Annotated in this window: 20 protein-coding genes and 1 other annotated feature; all 20 genes read right to left on the bottom strand. The window is 36.6% G+C overall.

Features of this window, described 5'->3' with window-relative positions; translation table 11 throughout:
* Positions 1-115: 115 nt before the first annotated feature.
* Positions 116-1,393 carry a uracil-xanthine permease family protein gene (locus tag MKX83_RS10200; RefSeq protein WP_095369594.1) on the bottom strand — a complete coding sequence of 426 codons (1,278 nt, stop codon included), beginning with the start codon at positions 1,391-1,393 and terminating at the stop codon, positions 116-118.
* 131 nt (positions 1,394-1,524) lie between these two features.
* A complete protein-coding gene (pyrR, locus tag MKX83_RS10195) occupies positions 1,525-2,067 on the bottom strand; it encodes a bifunctional pyr operon transcriptional regulator/uracil phosphoribosyltransferase PyrR (protein ID WP_095369595.1) in 543 nt (180 codons plus the stop codon).
* Between the two features lie 186 nt (positions 2,068-2,253).
* Positions 2,254-3,159, bottom strand: a complete 906-nt coding sequence (locus MKX83_RS10190) for an RluA family pseudouridine synthase (protein WP_328199043.1) — start codon at positions 3,157-3,159, stop codon at positions 2,254-2,256.
* Entirely contained in the window at positions 3,140-3,625 is a 486-nt protein-coding gene (gene lspA / locus MKX83_RS10185) for a signal peptidase II (protein WP_095369597.1), read from the bottom strand. The genes MKX83_RS10190 and lspA overlap by 20 nt, the downstream gene beginning before the upstream one ends.
* A gap of 88 nt (positions 3,626-3,713) precedes the next feature.
* Positions 3,714-4,007 carry a hypothetical protein gene (locus MKX83_RS10180; RefSeq protein ID WP_224938549.1) on the bottom strand — a complete coding sequence of 98 codons (294 nt, stop codon included), beginning with the start codon at positions 4,005-4,007 and terminating at the stop codon, positions 3,714-3,716.
* Positions 4,008-4,342: 335 nt separating this feature from the next.
* Positions 4,343-7,114 (bottom strand): isoleucine--tRNA ligase, encoded by a 2,772-nt coding sequence (gene ileS, locus MKX83_RS10175; protein ID WP_095369598.1) that lies wholly within the window; start codon positions 7,112-7,114, stop codon positions 4,343-4,345.
* Positions 7,115-7,211: 97 nt separating this feature from the next.
* Positions 7,212-7,463, bottom strand: a binding site (T-box leader).
* A 74-nt stretch (positions 7,464-7,537) separates the two neighbouring features.
* Positions 7,538-8,053 carry a DivIVA domain-containing protein gene (locus tag MKX83_RS10170; RefSeq protein WP_095369599.1) on the bottom strand — a complete coding sequence of 172 codons (516 nt, stop codon included), beginning with the start codon at positions 8,051-8,053 and terminating at the stop codon, positions 7,538-7,540.
* A 144-nt stretch (positions 8,054-8,197) separates the two neighbouring features.
* Positions 8,198-8,974 carry a YlmH family RNA-binding protein gene (locus tag MKX83_RS10165; RefSeq protein ID WP_095369600.1) on the bottom strand — a complete coding sequence of 259 codons (777 nt, stop codon included), beginning with the start codon at positions 8,972-8,974 and terminating at the stop codon, positions 8,198-8,200.
* Positions 8,975-9,151: 177 nt separating this feature from the next.
* Positions 9,152-9,418: a YggT family protein gene (locus MKX83_RS10160; protein ID WP_095369601.1), complete on the bottom strand. Its 267-nt coding sequence runs from the start codon at positions 9,416-9,418 to the stop codon at positions 9,152-9,154.
* A gap of 7 nt (positions 9,419-9,425) precedes the next feature.
* A complete protein-coding gene (locus tag MKX83_RS10155) occupies positions 9,426-9,917 on the bottom strand; it encodes a cell division protein SepF (RefSeq protein ID WP_095369602.1) in 492 nt (163 codons plus the stop codon).
* A 15-nt stretch (positions 9,918-9,932) separates the two neighbouring features.
* Positions 9,933-10,610: a YggS family pyridoxal phosphate-dependent enzyme gene (locus tag MKX83_RS10150; RefSeq protein ID WP_095369603.1), complete on the bottom strand. Its 678-nt coding sequence runs from the start codon at positions 10,608-10,610 to the stop codon at positions 9,933-9,935.
* Between the two features lie 4 nt (positions 10,611-10,614).
* Positions 10,615-11,433, bottom strand: coding sequence for a peptidoglycan editing factor PgeF (pgeF, locus tag MKX83_RS10145; RefSeq protein WP_095369604.1), 819 nt, complete (start codon positions 11,431-11,433; stop codon positions 10,615-10,617).
* A gap of 59 nt (positions 11,434-11,492) precedes the next feature.
* Positions 11,493-11,771, bottom strand: coding sequence for a YlmC/YmxH family sporulation protein (locus tag MKX83_RS10140; protein WP_095369605.1), 279 nt, complete (start codon positions 11,769-11,771; stop codon positions 11,493-11,495).
* 354 nt (positions 11,772-12,125) lie between these two features.
* Complete coding sequence (gene sigG / locus MKX83_RS10135; RefSeq protein WP_095369606.1) at positions 12,126-12,905, bottom strand: RNA polymerase sporulation sigma factor SigG; 780 nt, start codon at positions 12,903-12,905, stop codon at positions 12,126-12,128.
* A gap of 145 nt (positions 12,906-13,050) precedes the next feature.
* Complete coding sequence (gene sigE / locus MKX83_RS10130) at positions 13,051-13,770, bottom strand: RNA polymerase sporulation sigma factor SigE (RefSeq protein WP_095369607.1); 720 nt, start codon at positions 13,768-13,770, stop codon at positions 13,051-13,053.
* 38 nt (positions 13,771-13,808) lie between these two features.
* The gene (spoIIGA, locus tag MKX83_RS10125; RefSeq protein WP_095369608.1) at positions 13,809-14,729 is read right to left on the bottom strand and encodes a sigma-E processing peptidase SpoIIGA; all 921 of its coding nucleotides are present in this window, start codon (positions 14,727-14,729) and stop codon (positions 13,809-13,811) included.
* A gap of 370 nt (positions 14,730-15,099) precedes the next feature.
* Positions 15,100-16,266, bottom strand: a complete 1,167-nt coding sequence (gene ftsZ, locus MKX83_RS10120; RefSeq protein WP_307314547.1) for a cell division protein FtsZ — start codon at positions 16,264-16,266, stop codon at positions 15,100-15,102.
* A gap of 157 nt (positions 16,267-16,423) precedes the next feature.
* Entirely contained in the window at positions 16,424-17,707 is a 1,284-nt protein-coding gene (gene ftsA / locus MKX83_RS10115; RefSeq protein WP_095369610.1) for a cell division protein FtsA, read from the bottom strand.
* Between the two features lie 148 nt (positions 17,708-17,855).
* On the bottom strand, positions 17,856-18,218 hold the full coding sequence (locus MKX83_RS10110; RefSeq protein WP_095369611.1) for a small basic family protein: 363 nt from the start codon (positions 18,216-18,218) through the stop codon (positions 17,856-17,858).
* The gene (locus MKX83_RS10105; protein WP_307314552.1) at positions 18,218-18,949 is read right to left on the bottom strand and encodes a DUF881 domain-containing protein; all 732 of its coding nucleotides are present in this window, start codon (positions 18,947-18,949) and stop codon (positions 18,218-18,220) included. Before MKX83_RS10105 ends, MKX83_RS10110 begins: the two co-directional genes overlap by 1 nt.
* Positions 18,950-18,961: the final 12 nt, after the last annotated feature.

The raw sequence follows: 18,961 nt of genomic DNA, 5'->3' as shown, positions 1-18,961 counted from the left end.
CAAGTCAAGGTGTCGAATAAACATGAGTGTACAAAAGTGGGATTTTTCTTCCCACTTTGAACTGAGCTCTTCAACACCCTTATGAACCTCTCTGGATTCCTTTTAAAAGGCGTAATTAGTTTTCAAACATATTTTCATCTACATCCGGTTTACCCGGTAAGACTAAGTTGAGTATAACCCCAGCAATTGCAGCAATCGCCATTCCCTCTAAGTTGAATACCCAAAGTTGTAAATGCGCGCCGCCAATTCCTAATACTAGGATAACAGAGGCGATAGCTAAGTTACGGTTATTACCAAAGTCCACTTTATTATCTACAAGCATCCTTAACCCTGAAGAAGCTATGATACCGAATAGAAGGATTGAAACACCGCCCATAACAGGTGTCGGTATTGAACTTATTAAAGCTGTTACTTTTCCGACAAAACCGAAGACGATGGCAATCACTGCTGCGCCTGCAATTACATAAACACTGTAAATTTTGGTGATCGCAAGTACACCGATATTTTCTCCATACGTTGTTTTCGGTGGCCCACCAATGAGAGCTGATAACATGGTTCCCATCCCATCACCTAAGATTGAGCGATGTAAGCCTGGGTCTTTAATATAGTCTTTGCCAACGACTTTTCCGAGTACAAGTTGATGACCGATATGTTCAGAAAGAGTGACAACAGCTACTGGAATCATCAATAGAGCAAGATCAAGAGTAATTCTGACATCATAATCCATTACAGGAAAGATAAATTCAGGCATTTCAAACCATGCAGCTTTTGCAACAACCGAGAAGTCAACAATACCAATCATGAGTGAATATACATAACCGATAATTATACCAGCAAGAATCGGAATCATTCCAAACATACCTTTTCCATATACTGAGATAACTACTGTAGCAGCAAGTGTAATTAAAGCTGCCGAGAAGTGAAGCATGCTATATTCTCCTGTTACGGGGTTGTTCATGGCCATGTCTATTGCTGTTCCTGATAACGCAAGTCCAATAACGATAATAACAGGTCCTGTAACAATTGGTGGTAATAATTTTAAAATCCAACGATAACCTGCTTGCTTAATAATAAGAGCGACAATCCCATAAACGAGACCTGCCATAAAGCTCCCTATCATAGCAGCACCAGGTCCACCTTCGAGCTGTGCCGTCTGTATAGGGATAATAAATGCGAACGACGAACCTAGATAAGCAGGTACTTTCCATTTTGTAATCATTAGGAAAGCAAGTGTGCCGATACCACTTGAGATTAGTGCAATGGCCGGACTTAATCCTACTAAGTATGGTACTAAGATGGTTGCACCAAACATGGCGAATAAATGCTGTAAACTGAGAGTGAGCCAATGTACTGGCGTTGGTTTATCATGTATGTCTAATACTGGTTTATTCATGGTGGTATTTCTCCCCTTTAATATAAAACCCTCTTTGCCTGCGGACAAAGAGGGTTGGTAAGCATAGACAGGAGCAGTCTATTACTTCCCCCTTTGTCAGCCTCTCTGGACTGCATTTAAAAAGGGCTCATTTATTTTTCAAAAATACTAACTTGATCTGTTTGATCAATTTCATTTAGTTCGACAACTATTTTTTCTGAACTTGAAGTTGGAATATTTTTCCCCACATAATCGGCTCTAATCGGTAATTCTCTATGACCACGATCGACAAGCACACCTAATTGAATAGCTGAAGGTCTACCTATATCAATTAAAGCATCTAATGCTGCTCTTACCGTTCTTCCAGTATAAAGGACGTCATCAATGACAATCACTTTCTTATCGTTAATATCAATCGGGATATTTGAACCCTTAACAAGTGGTTCTTGATTAGCTGTCTTCTTTGATAAGTCATCTCTATATAGCGTAATGTCAATTTCACCAACCGAAACCTTGGCACCTTCAATTTCTTCTATTCGTTTTGCTAAGCGATTAGCAATATAAATTCCTCTTGTCTTAATTCCAATAAGCACACAATCCTCTATGCCCTTATTCTTTTCAATCATTTCATGAGCTATTCTTGTCAGTGCTCTTCTTATCGCTTGTTCGTCCAGTACAATGGCTTTTTGTGACATCTTTTTCACCTCATTTTATACTAAAAAACCCTCTCACCTAAGGATGAGAGGGTAAACGATTGTACTTTATTTGAACATACAACAACCGTATGTTCATACCGTTTCCTTCCCAGCCTCACGGGACTGTTCTTAAAGGACTTATTTAACTGAATTCATCTTATAACACTTCAACTTATGTGTCAACAATTATTTTTCCAACATAGCAATTAGCTGTTTAAAATCAGCTGGCAATGGTGCCGTAAATTCAAGGTACTCATCTGTTCTTGGATGATTAAATCCTAACACACCTGCATGAAGCACTTGTCCTCCGAATTCAAGCGTTTTTCGCGGTCCATATTTCGGATCGCCAGCTAATGGAAAGCCAATATATTTCATGTGAACACGGATTTGATGCGTTCTTCCCGTTTCGAGCTGACATTCTATCAAAGTAAAATCTTTAAAACGATCGATAACATTAAAATGCGTTACAGCATGTTTGCCACCATCCACAACCGTCATACTTTGACGATCTTTCGTATCTCTGCCAATTGGCGCATCAATTGTGCCATGATCATGATTGACAACGCCGTGAACAATCGCTTTGTATTTTCTCGTCACCGTCTTATTAACTAGTTGCTCTACTAACTTCTCATGGGCAAGATCATTTTTAGCAACCATCAGAAGGCCGGAAGTGTCCTTATCAATGCGATGGACAATACCTGGTCTCATAACCCCATTTATACCTGATAAGTCTTTACAATGTGCCAATAATCCGTTTACCAATGTACCTGTTCCATGTCCAACCGCAGGGTGTACAACCATTCCCCTCGGTTTATTGACAACTAAAACATCACTATCTTCATAGTAAATATCCAAATCCATATCCTCAGCAACTACATCTAATGGCTCTGGATCAGGAATAATAATATCAAGATGGTCTTCATTTACTACTTTATAATTTGTTTTCACTTTATTACCATTGACAAGCACATGTCCTGCTTTTATCCATTCTTGCACTTGTGTTCTTGACCATTCTGCATTCAGATTAGCCAGCACCTTATCAATTCGATCACCCGCTTGATTATCGGTGACATTATGTTCCACTTTGCTCATTTGCTTTCTCCTTTTTCACTTCTCTTTCCTCTCGTATCATCTGTATTAATAACAACACGACACCTACACATAGAGAGGAGTCCGCAACATTAAATATCGGGAAGTTATATCCGAACGGGAAAGTATGAATAAAATCAACCACTTCTTTTCGCCAAAGACGATCAATAAAGTTTCCAATTGCACCACCTAATATAAGTGCTAATGAGAGCTGAAGAAGCCATTTTCCCTTCGCATGTGTTTGCATATAATAAATGATTCCGATGATGACAATAACAGTAATCAAATAAAAGAACCACATTTGACCTTCTAATATTCCCCAGGCTGCACCTGTGTTCCGATGGGAAGTAATATACAGAAAATCTTCAATGACAGTAATACTTTCACCAAGCGTAAAATTCTTGACAATTAACCATTTAGTCCATTGATCAAAAGCAATAATCAATAAAGCGATTATGTAGAAAAACACAAAGGCAACCTCCAATATTCATTTGTATACCTTTGCATTTTAGCATAAACCCATAAAAAACGGTAGCTTTGCTCTTTAAGCGATCGTTTTAATCATATAGGGCTTTACGATAGAACCTTTTAAGAGACTGACAATCGTCCATTGTTTTCAGCGTAGGGATTAATGTTAATAAATCCTCTGGCAAAAACTCACCAGAAATTTCACATGTGCCGAATTGGCCATTTTCATACTTCTCAATTGCCTTTTCAACATCATATAATTCATCTAATATCATTTCATTTATAAAGGGGTGAAGATTACTTTGCATTAACCTCTCAAGTAACTCTTGTCTCGTATTACGAAGCTCTTCAATTAGTGGAATAACATGTGGTTGATTGTTCAAAAAAATCCCCCTTCATCCTACAAGATTGTTCATAAAGTTATTATGAGCAACTGGCTAATTTTGAACGCCTCTAAAGATTTTACAAGCTGAACAAGTTTTGCAGGTTGAGGAAAATTTTATTAGTTTTTACTCATTATCATGAAGGATTAAAATGGAAAGTGTGAAAAGCCGAGACATTATAAAAACCATGCACTAACATACTTGCTTTATGGTAAAAATCATTTTTAGCTTTACTTCATTTTCTATCTTCATTAATCCTTTTTATATAATTAGAAAAAGACCCGAACGGTTAGTCCGGGCCAAAAATATGGTAGTACTTTTTAACCTACTGCCACTTAGCTCAAATGGCTATAGTTTTCTTTTACGACAGTAGCACAACGTGGGCAAAGTGTTGAAAATTCATCTACTTCCCCTACTTCTGGTGTGACAGTCCAACAACGTTCACATGTTTCGCCTTCAGCTTTGGAAACTAGGATTGCTACATTGTCAAATTTATGTGCTTCATTTGGTGCTTGTTCTAAGCTGCCTGCCACTTCAAATGCAGAAACGATAAAGAGTTGTGGTAGGCTCTCTGAAATAGAATCAAGTAATGAATTGGTTTCGTTATCGACATACAACGTTACTTTTGCTGTCAATGATTTACCGATTACTTTTTCATTTCGTGCTTCTTCTAGAGCTTTTAGGACATGATTTCTTAATTTCATGAATGCTGTCCATTTTGCCGTTAATTCTTCCGCATTGGCAAAAGTTTCTACTGACGGCATATCTGTCAATTGAACACTCATCTCTTCCACATTTGGAATGTGACGCCAAACTTCATCAGCTGTATGAGAAAGAATCGGTGATACAAGCTTAGTAAGGGCAACTAAGCTATCATAAAGCACTGTTTGAATCGCACGACGATCATGTTGATCTTGCGCTTCAATGTACAATACATCTTTCGCAAAGTCTAAATAGAACGAACTTAAGTCTAATGTGCAGAAATTATTCACAGCATGGTAAATACCTGCAAATTCATAGTTCTCATATGATTGAAGCGATGTTTCGATTAGTTTATTTAACTTCACTAACATAAACTGATCGACTTCACGTAAATCATCATAAGAAACTCGATGTACTGCTGGATCAAAATCAGCTAAGTTTCCTAATAAGAAGCGGAAAGTGTTTCTAATTTTACGGTAAACTTCTGCTACTTGTTTTAAGATTGGATCAGATACTCTTACATCTGCTTGGTAATCAACTGATGCAACCCAAAGTCTTAAAATATCTGCACCTAATTGGTTCATCACTTTTGAAGGTACAATGACATTACCAATTGATTTACTCATTTTTCTACCTTCACCATCTAAAACAAAGCCGTGACTTAAGATGCCTTTATATGGCGCCTTACCAGTTACAGCGACACCTGTTGATAATGATGAGTTAAACCAACCTCTATATTGATCAGATCCTTCTAGATAAAGGTCTGCTGGTCTTTGTAAATCTTCACGTTCTAGCAATACAGCTTGATGCGAAGAACCGGAATCAAACCACACATCCATAATATCAGTTTCTTTTGTAAATACTCCATTTGGGCTACCTGGATGAGTAAATCCTTCAGGCAATAATTCCTTTGCCTCTTTTTCAAACCACACATTAGAACCATGCTCTCTAAATAGGTTGGATACATGATTAATGGTTTCGTCTGTAATAATCTCTTCTCCATTTTCTGCATAGAATACAGGAATTGGCACACCCCATGCGCGCTGCCTAGAAATACACCAATCGCCACGATCACGAACCATATTATAAAGCCTTGTTTCGCCCCATGCTGGTGTAAATGTTGTATCATTAATTGCTTGCAATAATTCCTGTCTAAAATCTTTAATTGACGCAAACCATTGAGCCGTTGCACGGAAAATAACTGGTTTTTTTGTGCGCCAATCATGTGGATAAGAATGCTTGATAAAAGAAAGCTTCAATAACGCGCCAACTTCTTCTAATTTTTCAGTGATTGGTTTATTCGCCTTATCATAGAAAAGACCTTCAAAGCCAGGCGCTTCTTCTGTCATTACCCCTTTATCATCTACTGGACATAATACATCTAAACCATATTTAGATCCGATGTAAAAGTCGTCTTCACCATGTCCTGGAGCCGTATGAACACAACCAGTACCAGCGTCTGTAGTTACATGGTCACCTAGCATAACAAGTGAATCACGGCCATATAATGGATGTTCAGCAGTCACATATTCTAAGTCACTACCTTGAATGGTTTGAACGACCTTAGGATTTTCCCAGCCAATCTCTTCTGATACAGCCGCTAGCAGGTCTTCAGCTACTAAATATTTTTCGTTATCCACTTCAACGACAACATATTTTAGTTTCGGGTGGACAGAAATACCTAAGTTAGCTGGCATTGTCCAAGGAGTAGTTGTCCAAATAACAATACGTACGTCATCAGTTAAAACATCTTTGCCATCTTTCACTTTAAATCCTACATAAATGGAAGCGGATTGCTTATCTTTATATTCAATCTCAGCTTCAGCTAATGCAGACTCAGATGATGGTGACCAGTATACAGGTTTCTTCCCTTTATAGATATAACCTTTCTTCGCCATCTCACCAAAAACTTTGATTTGTTGGGCCTCATAGGCAGGTTTTAATGTAATATAGGGATTTTCCCAATCTCCACGAACACCTAATCGCATGAATTGTTCACGTTGATTTTCGATTTGACCGTACGCATATTCTTCACAAAGCTTACGGAATTCTGCTACCGTCATTTCTTTACGTTTTACACCTTTATTCGTTAACGCTTGTTCAATGGGTAATCCATGCGTATCCCAACCAGGTACATATGGTGCATGGTAACCACTCATTGACTTATAGCGGTTAATGAAGTCTTTTAAAATTTTATTTAACGCATGTCCGATATGAAGATCGCCATTCGCATAAGGAGGACCGTCATGTAGGACAAACAACGGTTGATTTTTCGTGCGCTCAAGCACTTTTGCATAAATATCTTGTTCATTCCATTCTGTTTGCATTTCAGGTTCTCTTTTTGGCAGATTTCCTCTCATTGGGAAATCTGTTTTAGGCATTAATAAAGTATCTTTGTAATCCATAGCTCATTTCCTCCTCAACATACTACATAACATTATGACCAAAGTAGCGTTCATACATAAGGTACTCGGAAAAAACACAAAAAACCCCTCATCCCAAAAAAGGGACGAGAGGTTATATATTCCCGCGGTACCACCCTTGTAGATAGAGAAATTTCCTATCCGCTCAAAAATCAATTCGTAACGTGAACGTCTACGCCTTACTCTAACTTTTTAGCTCAAGTAAGGAACTCAAGGGTGATGTTCAAATTCTTCTCCTTAATATCAGGCTTTCACCTTCCCTGAATCGCTGAAGTGGAAATCCACTCTTTTAAGTAAGATAGAATGCTACTATCCCTGTCATCGTTTTATCATGTTTTTTCTAGATTATATGCGATAGGATACAACTTCGTCAAGTCGTCGTTCATCTTAAAAGATAAAAGTATCTTATACTCTAGACTCTTCTTCTTTTGTAGACTTTAATTCTGTTGTATCTAGCTCATATTCCATTAAGTGGTCCCAGTCATCATTCTGAAGCATATCTAATTGGGCTTCAATTAACATTTTAAAACGATTTCTAAATACTTTCGATTGCTTTTTCAAATCTTCTATATCTAGCGCAATCTTCCTTGCTTTAGATAATGATTCATTCACAATCCTATCGGCGTTTTTCTCCGCTTCCCGAATAATTAACTTTGCCTCTTTCTGTGCGTTTCGCTTCACTTCTTCGCCAGCTTCTTGCGCAACAACAATCGACTTATTTAACGTCTCTTCAATCGTATTAAAATGTCCGACTCTTTCATTTAAGTCGTTTAAACGCTCTTCTAATTCCTTCTTCTCACGAATAATGATTTCATAGTCTTTAATCACTTGATCTAAAAACTCATTTACTTCATCTTCATCATATCCACGAAAACCTTTGCTGAACTCTTTGTTATGAATATCTAATGGTGTTAATGGCATAAGGCCACCTCCTAGATCAGTTGGTCAAATTATGTACATTTGTTAACATGTAATTCGACAGTTTCTTGCAGATTCCTGCATAAAATTCGATACACTTTCAATTTTATATCGGTAAAACACTATAATCATTATAGCTAAAAAAGATTATTTTTGTATACCGACAACTACTTTCCATTTTTCTTTCTTCGTTTTTCCCTCTATCGCAATAACCTTACAGCGCCCATAGCCTCTTACTGAAATTGTATCACTCTCACGGCAATCGAATGCTACATTTTCTTTCATTGCCCAATTTACTTTTACTTTTTTTGCAGAAATGAGTTGTTGCGCCTTTTGTCTAGAAAAATTATAAATCGATGCAATAAGCGTATCAAGTCTTAAGGATGACATTGTAAAAACTTTTTCTTGCCACTGCTCTTTTGCATCGATAACAGATGAAAATGGCTTTTCTTCAAGTTGAACAGAAGCTTTCCCAACAGATTCTAATTGCATAGAAATATAAGAGGATACTTCCTTAGAGACAATTACTTGTATCGTATGACCTTCAAACAAAATATCTCCAAATTTACTTCTTTTCAATCCGAGTGACATCAGGCTTCCAAGTACTTGGGGATGCTCGATTAATACGAATTTATGCGGATAATTTACTTGGTATAACTCTAAGCGAAAATCGTCCATTTCCGGTATAAAATAATCAGGAAAAATAAGCGCGCGTTTTCTTTCAGCGTTTCTATGTCCACCGTCAAATTGGACGCGCACATCACTTTGAGAACCAATGATGGTGTGTAAAATATCTTGTTCCCTTGGATCGAGAAAATCTGTAAGCTTAGGCGCATACGTTTGTTCAACCGTTTGTCGCCAACTTAACACTTGATCAATAAACTCTCTCTCTTCCATACGAAAATGTTGATATATATTTGACATTAGCTTACTCCTTTAAAACTGGTTAGGCAAGAAATGCCTAATTTCTCGCTTACCCCTATGTTTACAATTGTATAATAGTATAACATTTATTTTTTTATTTGTTTTACAACTGTCTTAGAATTCGATGATTTGTTATTGATAAAAACAAAATACGAGCTAAGCATTAGCTCGTATTTTTTACATCATCCAAAAAAATATTTGTCTTATTCCGGATGTAGCTAAATTTAATACTAATATCGCTACAATCGGCGAAATATCTAACATCCCACCAATTGGCGGAATGACACGTCTAAATGGTTCAAGAAATGGTTCACAAATTTTTGTTAACATTTGCCCAATACTAGATTCTCTTGCATTCGGAAACCATGACATGAGTATGTATATAATCAATGCCCATGAATAAATCTCCACGGCTGTTATAATAATCGAAAATAAAGTTGCCATATTTAATTTACCACCTCGAGTTTTCTTCTTCATGTTCCTGAATCATTTGTGAAATATTCCCAGATACTTCAACGTTTTCAGGTGTACATAAAAAGATGTCCATTCCAATTTTTTGTATATCTCCACCAATGGCATACACAGTTCCACTTAAAAAATCAACAATGCGCTTTGCCTGGCTTTTATCAATTCTTTGGAGATTAACCACAACTGCTTTTCTATTCTTCAATTGATCAGCAATTTCTTGAGCTTCAGCATAGACCCGTGGCTCCACAAGGACAACTTTTGATGATTTTTGCTGACCGCCTTGTCCTTGAACGGATTGTAAACTTACGACATTTTGTTTTGTTGCAGCGTGCTGCCTTTGAGAAGTCCGCACAGAGGTTGTTTCTTGCTCTTCTTTACGATCCCTACTATTAGCGTAATCATCTTCTCTTGTCTCATAGTTGTCTTCTTCGTCATCTAAAAAGAAATATGATTTAAACTTTGATTTTATACTCATCTGCACCTAGCCTCCTTACTTTTCTTTTCCAACTAAAGCCGTTCCTATACGGACCATTGTTGCCCCTTCTTCAATAGCAATTTGATAATCATTGGACATCCCCATTGATAATTCTTTACACGGTGCATGAGATAATTGAAGGGATAATACTTCTTTCTGAATCAACTTCAAATTTCGAAAACAATTTCTTAATACTGTCTCATCACTTGTAAATGGTGCCATTGTCATAAGACCAACTACTTCTATTTGTTTAAAATCTGACAGTGATTTAACAAAAGGAATGATTTCTTCTTTGGATAACCCTTGCTTCGAATCTTCTCCAGACACATTAACTTGTACAAAGCATTTAATTGGTTTATTCGCTCGCTTTTCAATCTCTTTTGCAAGAGATATGCGATCTAATGAATGGATATAATCCACTTTATTGATGATATTTTTTACTTTTCTAGATTGTAAGCTTCCGATATAATGCCAAACAGCCCCATTTTTAATGACAGCTTGTTTTTCTAATAGGCCTTCATCGCGATTTTCCCCAAGGTTATTAACCCCCGCTGCAATTGCCTCCTGCGCTCTTTCTGTTGATACATATTTTGTCACAGCGATAATTTTCACTTCATCACTAGAACGATTAACTTTCTCACAAACAGCTTGTATATTTTCCTGTATATTCTCTAGGTTTGTTTGTACATTCAAGATGCTATTCCTCCTCACGCAAACCAATAAAGCTCATCAATCTACCCGTTTTTCCGTCATCTCTTCGGTGTGAAAAAAACAAGGATTCATGACAGCTTGTACAATATTCAGTAGTATGAATATTATCTCGTAAAACACCATATTTCTGCAATATGAGCTGATTACATCGTTTTAAATCTAATTGATATTGACCTTTAGCTATTTCATTATATACACTAGGAGCTATTTCTCCTAGGCAATCGTTCACTTTGTTAATTACATAATTATCTACAATATAACAAGAACGACATATACCCGGGCCTATAACAACTTCGACCTCTTGTGGATGAATTCCTTTTTCACGGAAGGCATCAATCGCATTTTTAGCGATTTCAAAGACCGTCCCTTTCCATCCTGCATGAGCAACAGCCATATGCTGACTCTTTGGATGAAAGAAATATAGGGGAATACAGTCTGCGTAACACATGGTTAATAATAAATCTTTTTCATCTGTAAACAAGGCGTCTGTAGCAGCAAATGATGTATCATACTCTTTTGCGCCCTTACCTCTATCTTTAGTTTGAACATATTCAATATGAACACCATGAGTTTGTTCTGCTCCCACCCAATTCTCTAACGGAAATTGTAATTCTTGTGCTAATGCTATTCGATTTTGAATAACATGCACTTGTTGGTCACCTACATGAAAGCCAAAGTTTTGCGATGTGTAAGCTTTGTCACTATACCCATCATTTTTAGTTGTAAACCCACAGGTAAGTCCATATTTTTCAAACCAATGTTTTATAATCAAATATTTTTCATTCGTTAATTGAAATGGCTCCATACACTTTCCCCATTTTTTTCTTTAGTTTACCATATTGCGATTAAGGTTTACAGCTATAACTATCGATTGCTATATTCTTCTTTTGGTTCATTTAATTGATATTGATGAGGAAAACGGACAAGGATCACGTCCTCCCCAATCTTTAAAATATCGCCCCATTCAATCACAATATCCTCCAGCTTATTAAAAAAAGGAAGCATTTTGTTTTGTTGACTTATGAAAATACAGTCTATTTTCCCAGTTGCTACATCGATATCAATATCACTAATAAATCCTAACTTCTTACCATCTGCAACATTAATAACATCTTTCATTTGAAAGCTTGAGATCCTCATCATTTTAAACGCCTCCTTTTAATACAATATATGTTGAGAAAGATTAAAAATACCGAGTTCATATTTGGTGTGATTTGAGACTAAGTGGATCTCAAGATGTTTACTTATAATATTTGTCAAGCAAGCATTTATTGTAGGTGTATCCTACTTTTTTGCGTAATAGTTCTTCTGCTTTTGTCCGTTTATATAAAACAAATATTTGTATCCAGTTTTACCTATTTGTGTGTATTTTCTATGAGATTTCTTACATTTCCTCTTATGCTATGCAAGCTCTAACAGAAGGATCTTTTTTGGATTAGCACTCACATCTATATAAAAAAAGAGCTTAACACATTTGTGTCAAACTCTCCTGGCATATTAGCTTTGAATATTTTTATTCATTTGTTTAATAGCTGCTTTTTCTAAGCGTGAGACCTGAGCCTGAGAAATACCAATTTCTTCAGCAACTTCCATTTGTGTTTTTCCTTGAAAAAACCTTTTGCGTAATATCATTTTTTCTCGATCATTCAGGCGTCTCATGCCTTCTTTTAGTGCAAGTTCTTCCACCCATTGAATATCCTTATTCTTTTCATCACTGAGTTGATCCATTACAAAGATTGGGTCGCCGCCGTCATTATAAATAGGCTCAAAAAGTGATACAGGATCTTGTATTGCATCAAGGGCGAAAACAATTTCTTCATGCGGAATATCCAACTCTTTCGCAATCTCTTCAGCTGTTGGTTCTTTTGAAGTTTTACTCATTAGGCGTTCTCTTACCTGCAAGGCTTTATAGGCGATATCACGTAAGGAACGAGATACCCTTATTGGATTATTATCGCGTAAATATCTACGGATTTCTCCAATAATCATAGGAACAGCATAAGTGGAGAATTTTACATTTTGGCTTAAATCAAAATTATCAATAGATTTCATAAGACCGATACAGCCAACTTGAAATAAGTCATCAACAAATTCACCCCTATTATTAAACCGTTGAATGACACTTAAAACGAGTCGGAGGTTCCCATTTACTAGGCTCTCCCTTGCTGATGTATCTCCATTATGCATTTGCTTGAAGAGTGCTCTCATTTCTTCGTTCTTTAGTACTGGAAGCTTTGATGTATCTACTCCGCAAATTTCTACTTTATTTCGAGTCAATCCCATTCCCTCCTCACAGGAGCTGCTGTACAAAAATCAGTATCTCCGCGAGAAGGAAAAATATGCACAAGAAAAATGCGCATAAATTGCAAAAAAAAGAAATATCCTTTATTTAACAGATATTTCAACGACGAAAAAAATTTTTTTACACCATTTTATTGAATTCTTTTTTCAAACGTTTAATGATTCTTTTTTCTAATCTTGAAATATAGGATTGAGAAATCCCAAGCATATCAGCAACATCTTTTTGTGTTTTTTCCTCATCCTCACCAAGTCCAAAACGCAATTCCATGATCTGTTTTTCTCTATCAGATAATTGATGAAGTGCTTTGATTAAGAGCTTTTTATCGACATTTGCTTCTAAATCCTTAGTGATTATATCTTCCTCTGTGCCAAGAACATCTGATAATAATAATTCATTCCCATCCCAATCAATATTAAGTGGTTCATCAAACGAAACTTCCGAGCGAATTTTGTTATTTCTACGTAAATACATTAATATCTCATTTTCAATACATCGTGAGGCATATGTAGCCAGTTTGATTTTTTTCTCCGGATTAAAAGTATTAACTGCCTTTATTAAGCCAATTGTTCCTATACTAATGAGATCTTCAATATTAATGCCTGTATTCTCAAACTTGCGGGCAATATACACTACTAAACGCAAATTCCGTTCAATTAAAATTGACCTTGCTGCTTGATCTCCTTTAGGAAGCTTGTTTAACAATATTGCTTCTTCTTCTTTACTAAGTGGCGGGGGAAGAGCTTCGCTACCACCTATATAATATATTTCATCTGTCTTTAAACCTAATTTCATTAAAAGCTTATACCAATAATATGATAAGCGAAATTTAAGTTTACGCACTCTTTCTCCTCCCTATAATGGTTTATTTCTCATGCACTTTAACTAACCTTCTTTGCACCTGTTAACATTTTTGGATGTACAATACATTGAAAGCGATTCTCTGGGGACAATTTTTGCATAGTAAATGAAATTAACCCTTTATCCACTGCAATGACTTCATTATCTTTAACCAAAGTAATCTTCTCTGGTTTGAGGGCAAGTCGCATTTGATTATCGTTACCGACCACTTTTGCAGGGATCACTCGGACAACTGACATCCAATCGTTCGGGATTTCCCACCTGCCTTCTATCGCACCATCTGGATCTTTTGCCATTGTTGTAATCGCTTCTGGAAAAGACTCTTTATGCTGGTCAATCGAAACAATCATCACAGGTACTCTTGTTAATGGATCGTAAAGCTGATTACCACTATCTATTAGACCTTGGAACTCATAGGTTTCGCCTTTTAGTTGAATTTGCACATTTACATTCGACTCATAATTGATCTTGGTCATTTCAATAGAATCATAATTTTTCTTTGAAAAATGCCAGGCAATAGGGAAACCTAATAATACGAATAGCCAGCTAATAGGGTCACCAAAGCCCTTTACGGATGCAAGCATCACGGTTGATGTTAGATCTAAATCAAATTGAATAAAATAATGAACAGCAATTAAACTACCACCGATTAAAAAGGTTACTGCATAAAATGTACTTAACGCTTTAATAAAAAAAGTTAATCTTCTAAAACCAAATACAATAAAAACCATGAAAATAGAAAATAACCACTTACCTATTGGATGACTGGAGTATGCATGAATCGGTGTAATGGATAATAAGATTATTATTGAGCCTACCAAACCTCCTGTGGCTATTCTCCATAATTTAACTTCGATTTTCAGAAGAATAGACGTTAAATATAGGAGAAGACTATCAAACAACAAATTTAATGCCCAAATAATATCTAAATAAATGGCCAATCTGCCTTCTTCCCCCCTAAAACTAACAATGTATATTCTTATGGGTGGCTGTCTTATTGATGTGCTAAAAAAAGTATAGCCTATTCATCAAGATAAAGATGTCACTTTCTGTTGGTAAAACAGCAGAAATTTTCACTATTCTTTTCTTTTTTTGTCAGTTTTTTGCGGTCTGTCTCACGTGGGGAAAATGACGAAAATGGGGAAGTTTTTAATGTTACTAACTTTTTAGAGAGTTCTTATCTTTGATTAACATAAATATAGAATAGTATTTTACTAATCGTACATATATTTGTGGGGCATTCTTCTTTTAAAACAAAAAAAAGCCAATGTCCTTAAACTTAAGGACATTGGCTTTCTTACACAAATTGAATTATCTTCTGCGGTTACGATTTCTTAAAAATGTTGGGATATCTAATGTATCTTCTGGATGTTCCTTTGCTGTATTCCTTGATGGCTGCTCATGTGTGGCAGCTTCTTCCCGCTCACGTTCACGATACGTTTCACGCTTTTGCACCTGTGATCCGACACCAATATTTCCTTTATTCTGGCCGAATGCAGGCTTTGAAGGCTTTGTTTGAATAACTTCTTCATTGAAGCCAGTCGCGATAACTGTTACAACAATCTCATCCTTCAAATCCTCATTGATAACAGAACCAAAGATCATATTAACATCTTGATCTGATGCTGATGCAACAATATCTGCTGCTTCTTGTACTTCATACAAGCTTAAGTTTGATCCGCCTGTAATATTCATTAGAACCCCTTGCGCACCATCAATAGACTTTTCTAATAATGGAGAAGAGATGGCCTTCTTGGCAGCTTCTGCTGCTCGATTTTCTCCTGCAGCTAATCCGATTCCCATAAGTGCAGAACCTTTATTGGACATAATTGTTTTTACATCAGCGAAGTCCAAGTTAATCAAACCAGGTGTGGCAATCAAATCTGAAATACCTTGAACACCTTGGCGAAGAACATTATCTGCTTCACGGAATGCTTCAAGCATCGGTGTACTTTTATCTACAATTTCTAATAAACGATCATTAGGGATAACAATCAATGTATCCACAGCATCTTTCATAGAAGCTATTCCACCAGCTGCTTGAGTAGAACGTTTACGACCTTCAAATGTAAAAGGTCTTGTCACAACACCCACTGTTAAAGCGCCTAAATCACGTGCGATTTGAGCTATAACAGGAGCAGCACCTGTACCTGTTCCTCCGCCCATTCCAGCAGTAACAAATACCATATCTGCACCTTTTAATGCTTCTTCTACTTGCTCTTTACTTTCTTCAGCTGCCTTTTTTCCTACTTCTGGATTGGCACCTGCACCGAGCCCTCTTGTCAATTTACCACCAATTTGCATCTTCACTTCGGCTTTGGATAGGTTTAGCGCTTGAGCATCTGTATTCACTGCAATAAATTCAACACCTTGTACACCATGCTCAATCATGCGGTTAACGGCGTTATTTCCTCCGCCACCAACTCCAATTACTTTTATCGTTGCTAATGAATCTAAATTCGTATCAAATTCCAACATGACAAATCCTCCTAATTCGTCGATATTCCTAAGAACACCTTTTTTTCGATTCGCTCATTTATCTTGATGATTAACTGTTTAATAGCTAACTCACATCTACTGTAAATTTACAATCTGCCTTGCTATTAATCTATTACAATACAATGTTTTGTTTTTGCTACTCGAAAAAGTATCCAAGGAACTTTTTAACTCTTGATGTCACTTTTTGTTCCGGCTCTTTTTCTGTGCTTTTCTTCGGCTGTGTTTGCTTTTGTGTTCTCTTTTCATTTGCTTCAGGCTGATCGACAATTGCCTCCATGTTCTTTCCTTGTATCTTTGCATTTTTATATGCAAACTGTATTAAGCCAACTGCTGTACAATATTGTGGTTCTCTAACCCCAATATAATCAGGTACGGCTATTCTCACTCTATTCTGGAAGACCACTTGAGCAAGTTCTAATACCCCTTGCGTATTTGCAACCCCTCCACATAAGACATAACCACCTGGAAGGTCTGATGCCCCTAGCCTTCTTATCTCATGTTGAATAAGATCAAAGGTTTCTTCCATTCTTGCTTCAATAATATCTGCTATTTCTAGCTGATTAAATTGCTGATGTTGATCACTGCCGATAATTGGTACACTAAATACCTCTTCCTCTGAAGCATGATCATAAAAAGCATACCCATGTTTTATCTTAATTTTTTCAGCATCTTCAGTTGAAGTTCGTAAACCAATCGATAAGTCTTTAGTGATATGTTCTCCTCCAACAGGCAATACACTTGTATCCTTTAGTACCCCATTTTCAAAAATAGCAATCGTTGTTGAACCACCACCTATATCAACAAGTGCCACACCTAAGTTTTTCTCATCTTTCGATAAGGCGAAAGCACCTGCTGCTAACGGCTGAAGGGTAATATCCATAATTTCTAGGCCTGCGCGTTCAACGCATCTAAGCGTATTATGTAATAAAGTTTTAGATCCGGTTATGATGGTACCTTCCATTTCTAACCTTACACCAATCATACCTCTTGGATCATTGATTTCATCTAATCCATCTACAATAAATTGCCTTGGAATAACATCAATAATTTCTCTCTCAGGTGGCACTGATACCACTTGGGCAGCATCCATCACACGCGCTACATCATCATCTGAGATTTCCTTATTTTCACTTGACACGGCAACTACACCGTGAGAAGGCTGAAGCATAACATGGTTACCAGTGATACCTACTATCACTCTTCTAATCTCCATGCCAATCATTCTTTCAGCTTGTTCAATTGCTCTTCTAATAGAATGAACGGTTTCATCTATATCAACAATGGAGCCCTTTCTTAATCCTTCGGAAGCTACATTGCCAACACCAATAATGTTTAAAGAATCATTGACCATCTCACCAATGATTACTTTTACACTGGATGTACCGATGTCAAGGCTGACATATATTTCATTGCTGTTCATTCTGTGGCACCTCCCTTTTTGCGAGTCTACTTTTTTAGTTACTTACTCTTGCAGTTTTCATTATAAAACCTTTATATATTAAACTGATAAACCAAATTTGATATTAATAAAATTATTCGTCAAAACTAAACTATTCCCTTTTTTAAAATCAATTTTTTTCTAAATTTTCATTCTTACTTGTCCACCTGGCTAATAAAATCCTTCGAATAACAGCGATGTTTTGAAATAACCTCACACCGAAGGCAAATACAGCTGCTAAATATAAGTCTACACCAAGATGAACCCCTAGAAAAGCAAGACCTGCTGCAAGCATAATATTAAAGAAAAATCCGGATACAAAGATCTTTTCACTATACACATCTTGTAAATGGGCTCTAATACCACCAAAAAGTGTATCAAGTGCAGCAAGAATAGCGATTGATAAGTAATTGGCGTATTCATCAGGAATTTGAAAATCTGTCATAAACCCGATAAACAACCCGATAAATAAACCTAAGATGGGTAGCCACATTATGAATGTCCTCCTTCGCTCTTCTTGCCCGCCTCCTTCATATCAGTCATTTGAATTGGTTCATTGTAGGCTGGTACAGTAATCTCATTTTCCGCTAGTTGTATATCGAGTGTTAAATTTTCTATAAAAAAGTCTTCTATAGATTTAGAAACTTGCATTCTTTTATACATTTGTTCCGCATCCTGCTCATTTTCTACAATAACCCTCAATTCTAACGGTAAGGCCTGAATAGAATAACCATCTATTTTAGTTATATTATTAATATCTCTTATCACAGTAGAGTTGATTACCCGATGACCACCGATTGCTACTTCTTTCGCACCATAACGGTTGAGTTCATTTAATAACCTCTTCAATAAATCGGGTGTGACCTTGCCCACTTGTGAGCCGATAATCAATTCCTCAGCAATAGGTTGTATCGTTAAAATCAAACCTGGACCTGATTTTTCTGTCAACCCTACTTCTGTTTTGAGCTCATCCAATGTTGTTCTCAGAATCTCTTCCTTATTAGCAGCTATATTATTTTCATATTGCGCTATTTTTTCTTCTTGTGATCTGATTTCCTCTAGCAACTCAAGCCGTAATGCTTCCTCATTTTGCAGATCTTCCCGCAATTGCCATGTATCTCTTGTATCTCTTACATCTGTATTCTTGACCGTTTTAAACTGAATGGCTAGCATGACACCAATTAAGACTGTAATTATCGTAAAACCCCATTGCTTTTTGTTCATCGTTTCACCTAT

It is taken from the genome of Cytobacillus sp. FSL M8-0252 (assembly GCF_038007345.1).
GTDB lineage: Bacteria > Bacillota > Bacilli > Bacillales > Cytobacillaceae > Cytobacillus > Cytobacillus kochii.
Note: the sequence above shows the minus strand (reverse complement) of the source record. Positions and strands in the feature narration are given on the sequence as shown.

What these genes read in the sequence shown, in the direction of transcription:
- ftsA (WP_095369610.1), bottom strand. Translation starts at nt 17,707, where the DNA reads ATGAACAGCAATGAAATATATGTCAGCCTTGACATCGGTACATCCAGT.
- MKX83_RS10190 (WP_328199043.1), bottom strand. Translation starts at nt 3,159, where the DNA reads ATGAGCAAAGTGGAACATAATGTCACCGATAATCAAGCGGGTGATCGA.
- ileS (WP_095369598.1), bottom strand. Translation starts at nt 7,114, where the DNA reads ATGGATTACAAAGATACTTTATTAATGCCTAAAACAGATTTCCCAATG.
- pgeF (WP_095369604.1), bottom strand. Translation starts at nt 11,433, where the DNA reads ATGGAGCCATTTCAATTAACGAATGAAAAATATTTGATTATAAAACAT.
- MKX83_RS10165 (WP_095369600.1), bottom strand. Translation starts at nt 8,974, where the DNA reads ATGTCAAATATATATCAACATTTTCGTATGGAAGAGAGAGAGTTTATT.
- MKX83_RS10155 (WP_095369602.1), bottom strand. Translation starts at nt 9,917, where the DNA reads ATGAGTATAAAATCAAAGTTTAAATCATATTTCTTTTTAGATGACGAA.
- MKX83_RS10110 (WP_095369611.1), bottom strand. Translation starts at nt 18,218, where the DNA reads ATGTGGCTACCCATCTTAGGTTTATTTATCGGGTTGTTTATCGGGTTT.
- MKX83_RS10170 (WP_095369599.1), bottom strand. Translation starts at nt 8,053, where the DNA reads ATGCCATTAACACCATTAGATATTCATAACAAAGAGTTCAGCAAAGGT.
- MKX83_RS10160 (WP_095369601.1), bottom strand. Translation starts at nt 9,418, where the DNA reads ATGGCAACTTTATTTTCGATTATTATAACAGCCGTGGAGATTTATTCA.
- ftsZ (WP_307314547.1), bottom strand. Translation starts at nt 16,266, where the DNA reads ATGTTGGAATTTGATACGAATTTAGATTCATTAGCAACGATAAAAGTA.
- MKX83_RS10140 (WP_095369605.1), bottom strand. Translation starts at nt 11,771, where the DNA reads ATGATGAGGATCTCAAGCTTTCAAATGAAAGATGTTATTAATGTTGCA.
- MKX83_RS10200 (WP_095369594.1), bottom strand. Translation starts at nt 1,393, where the DNA reads ATGAATAAACCAGTATTAGACATACATGATAAACCAACGCCAGTACAT.
- MKX83_RS10105 (WP_307314552.1), bottom strand. Translation starts at nt 18,949, where the DNA reads ATGAACAAAAAGCAATGGGGTTTTACGATAATTACAGTCTTAATTGGT.
- pyrR (WP_095369595.1), bottom strand. Translation starts at nt 2,067, where the DNA reads ATGTCACAAAAAGCCATTGTACTGGACGAACAAGCGATAAGAAGAGCA.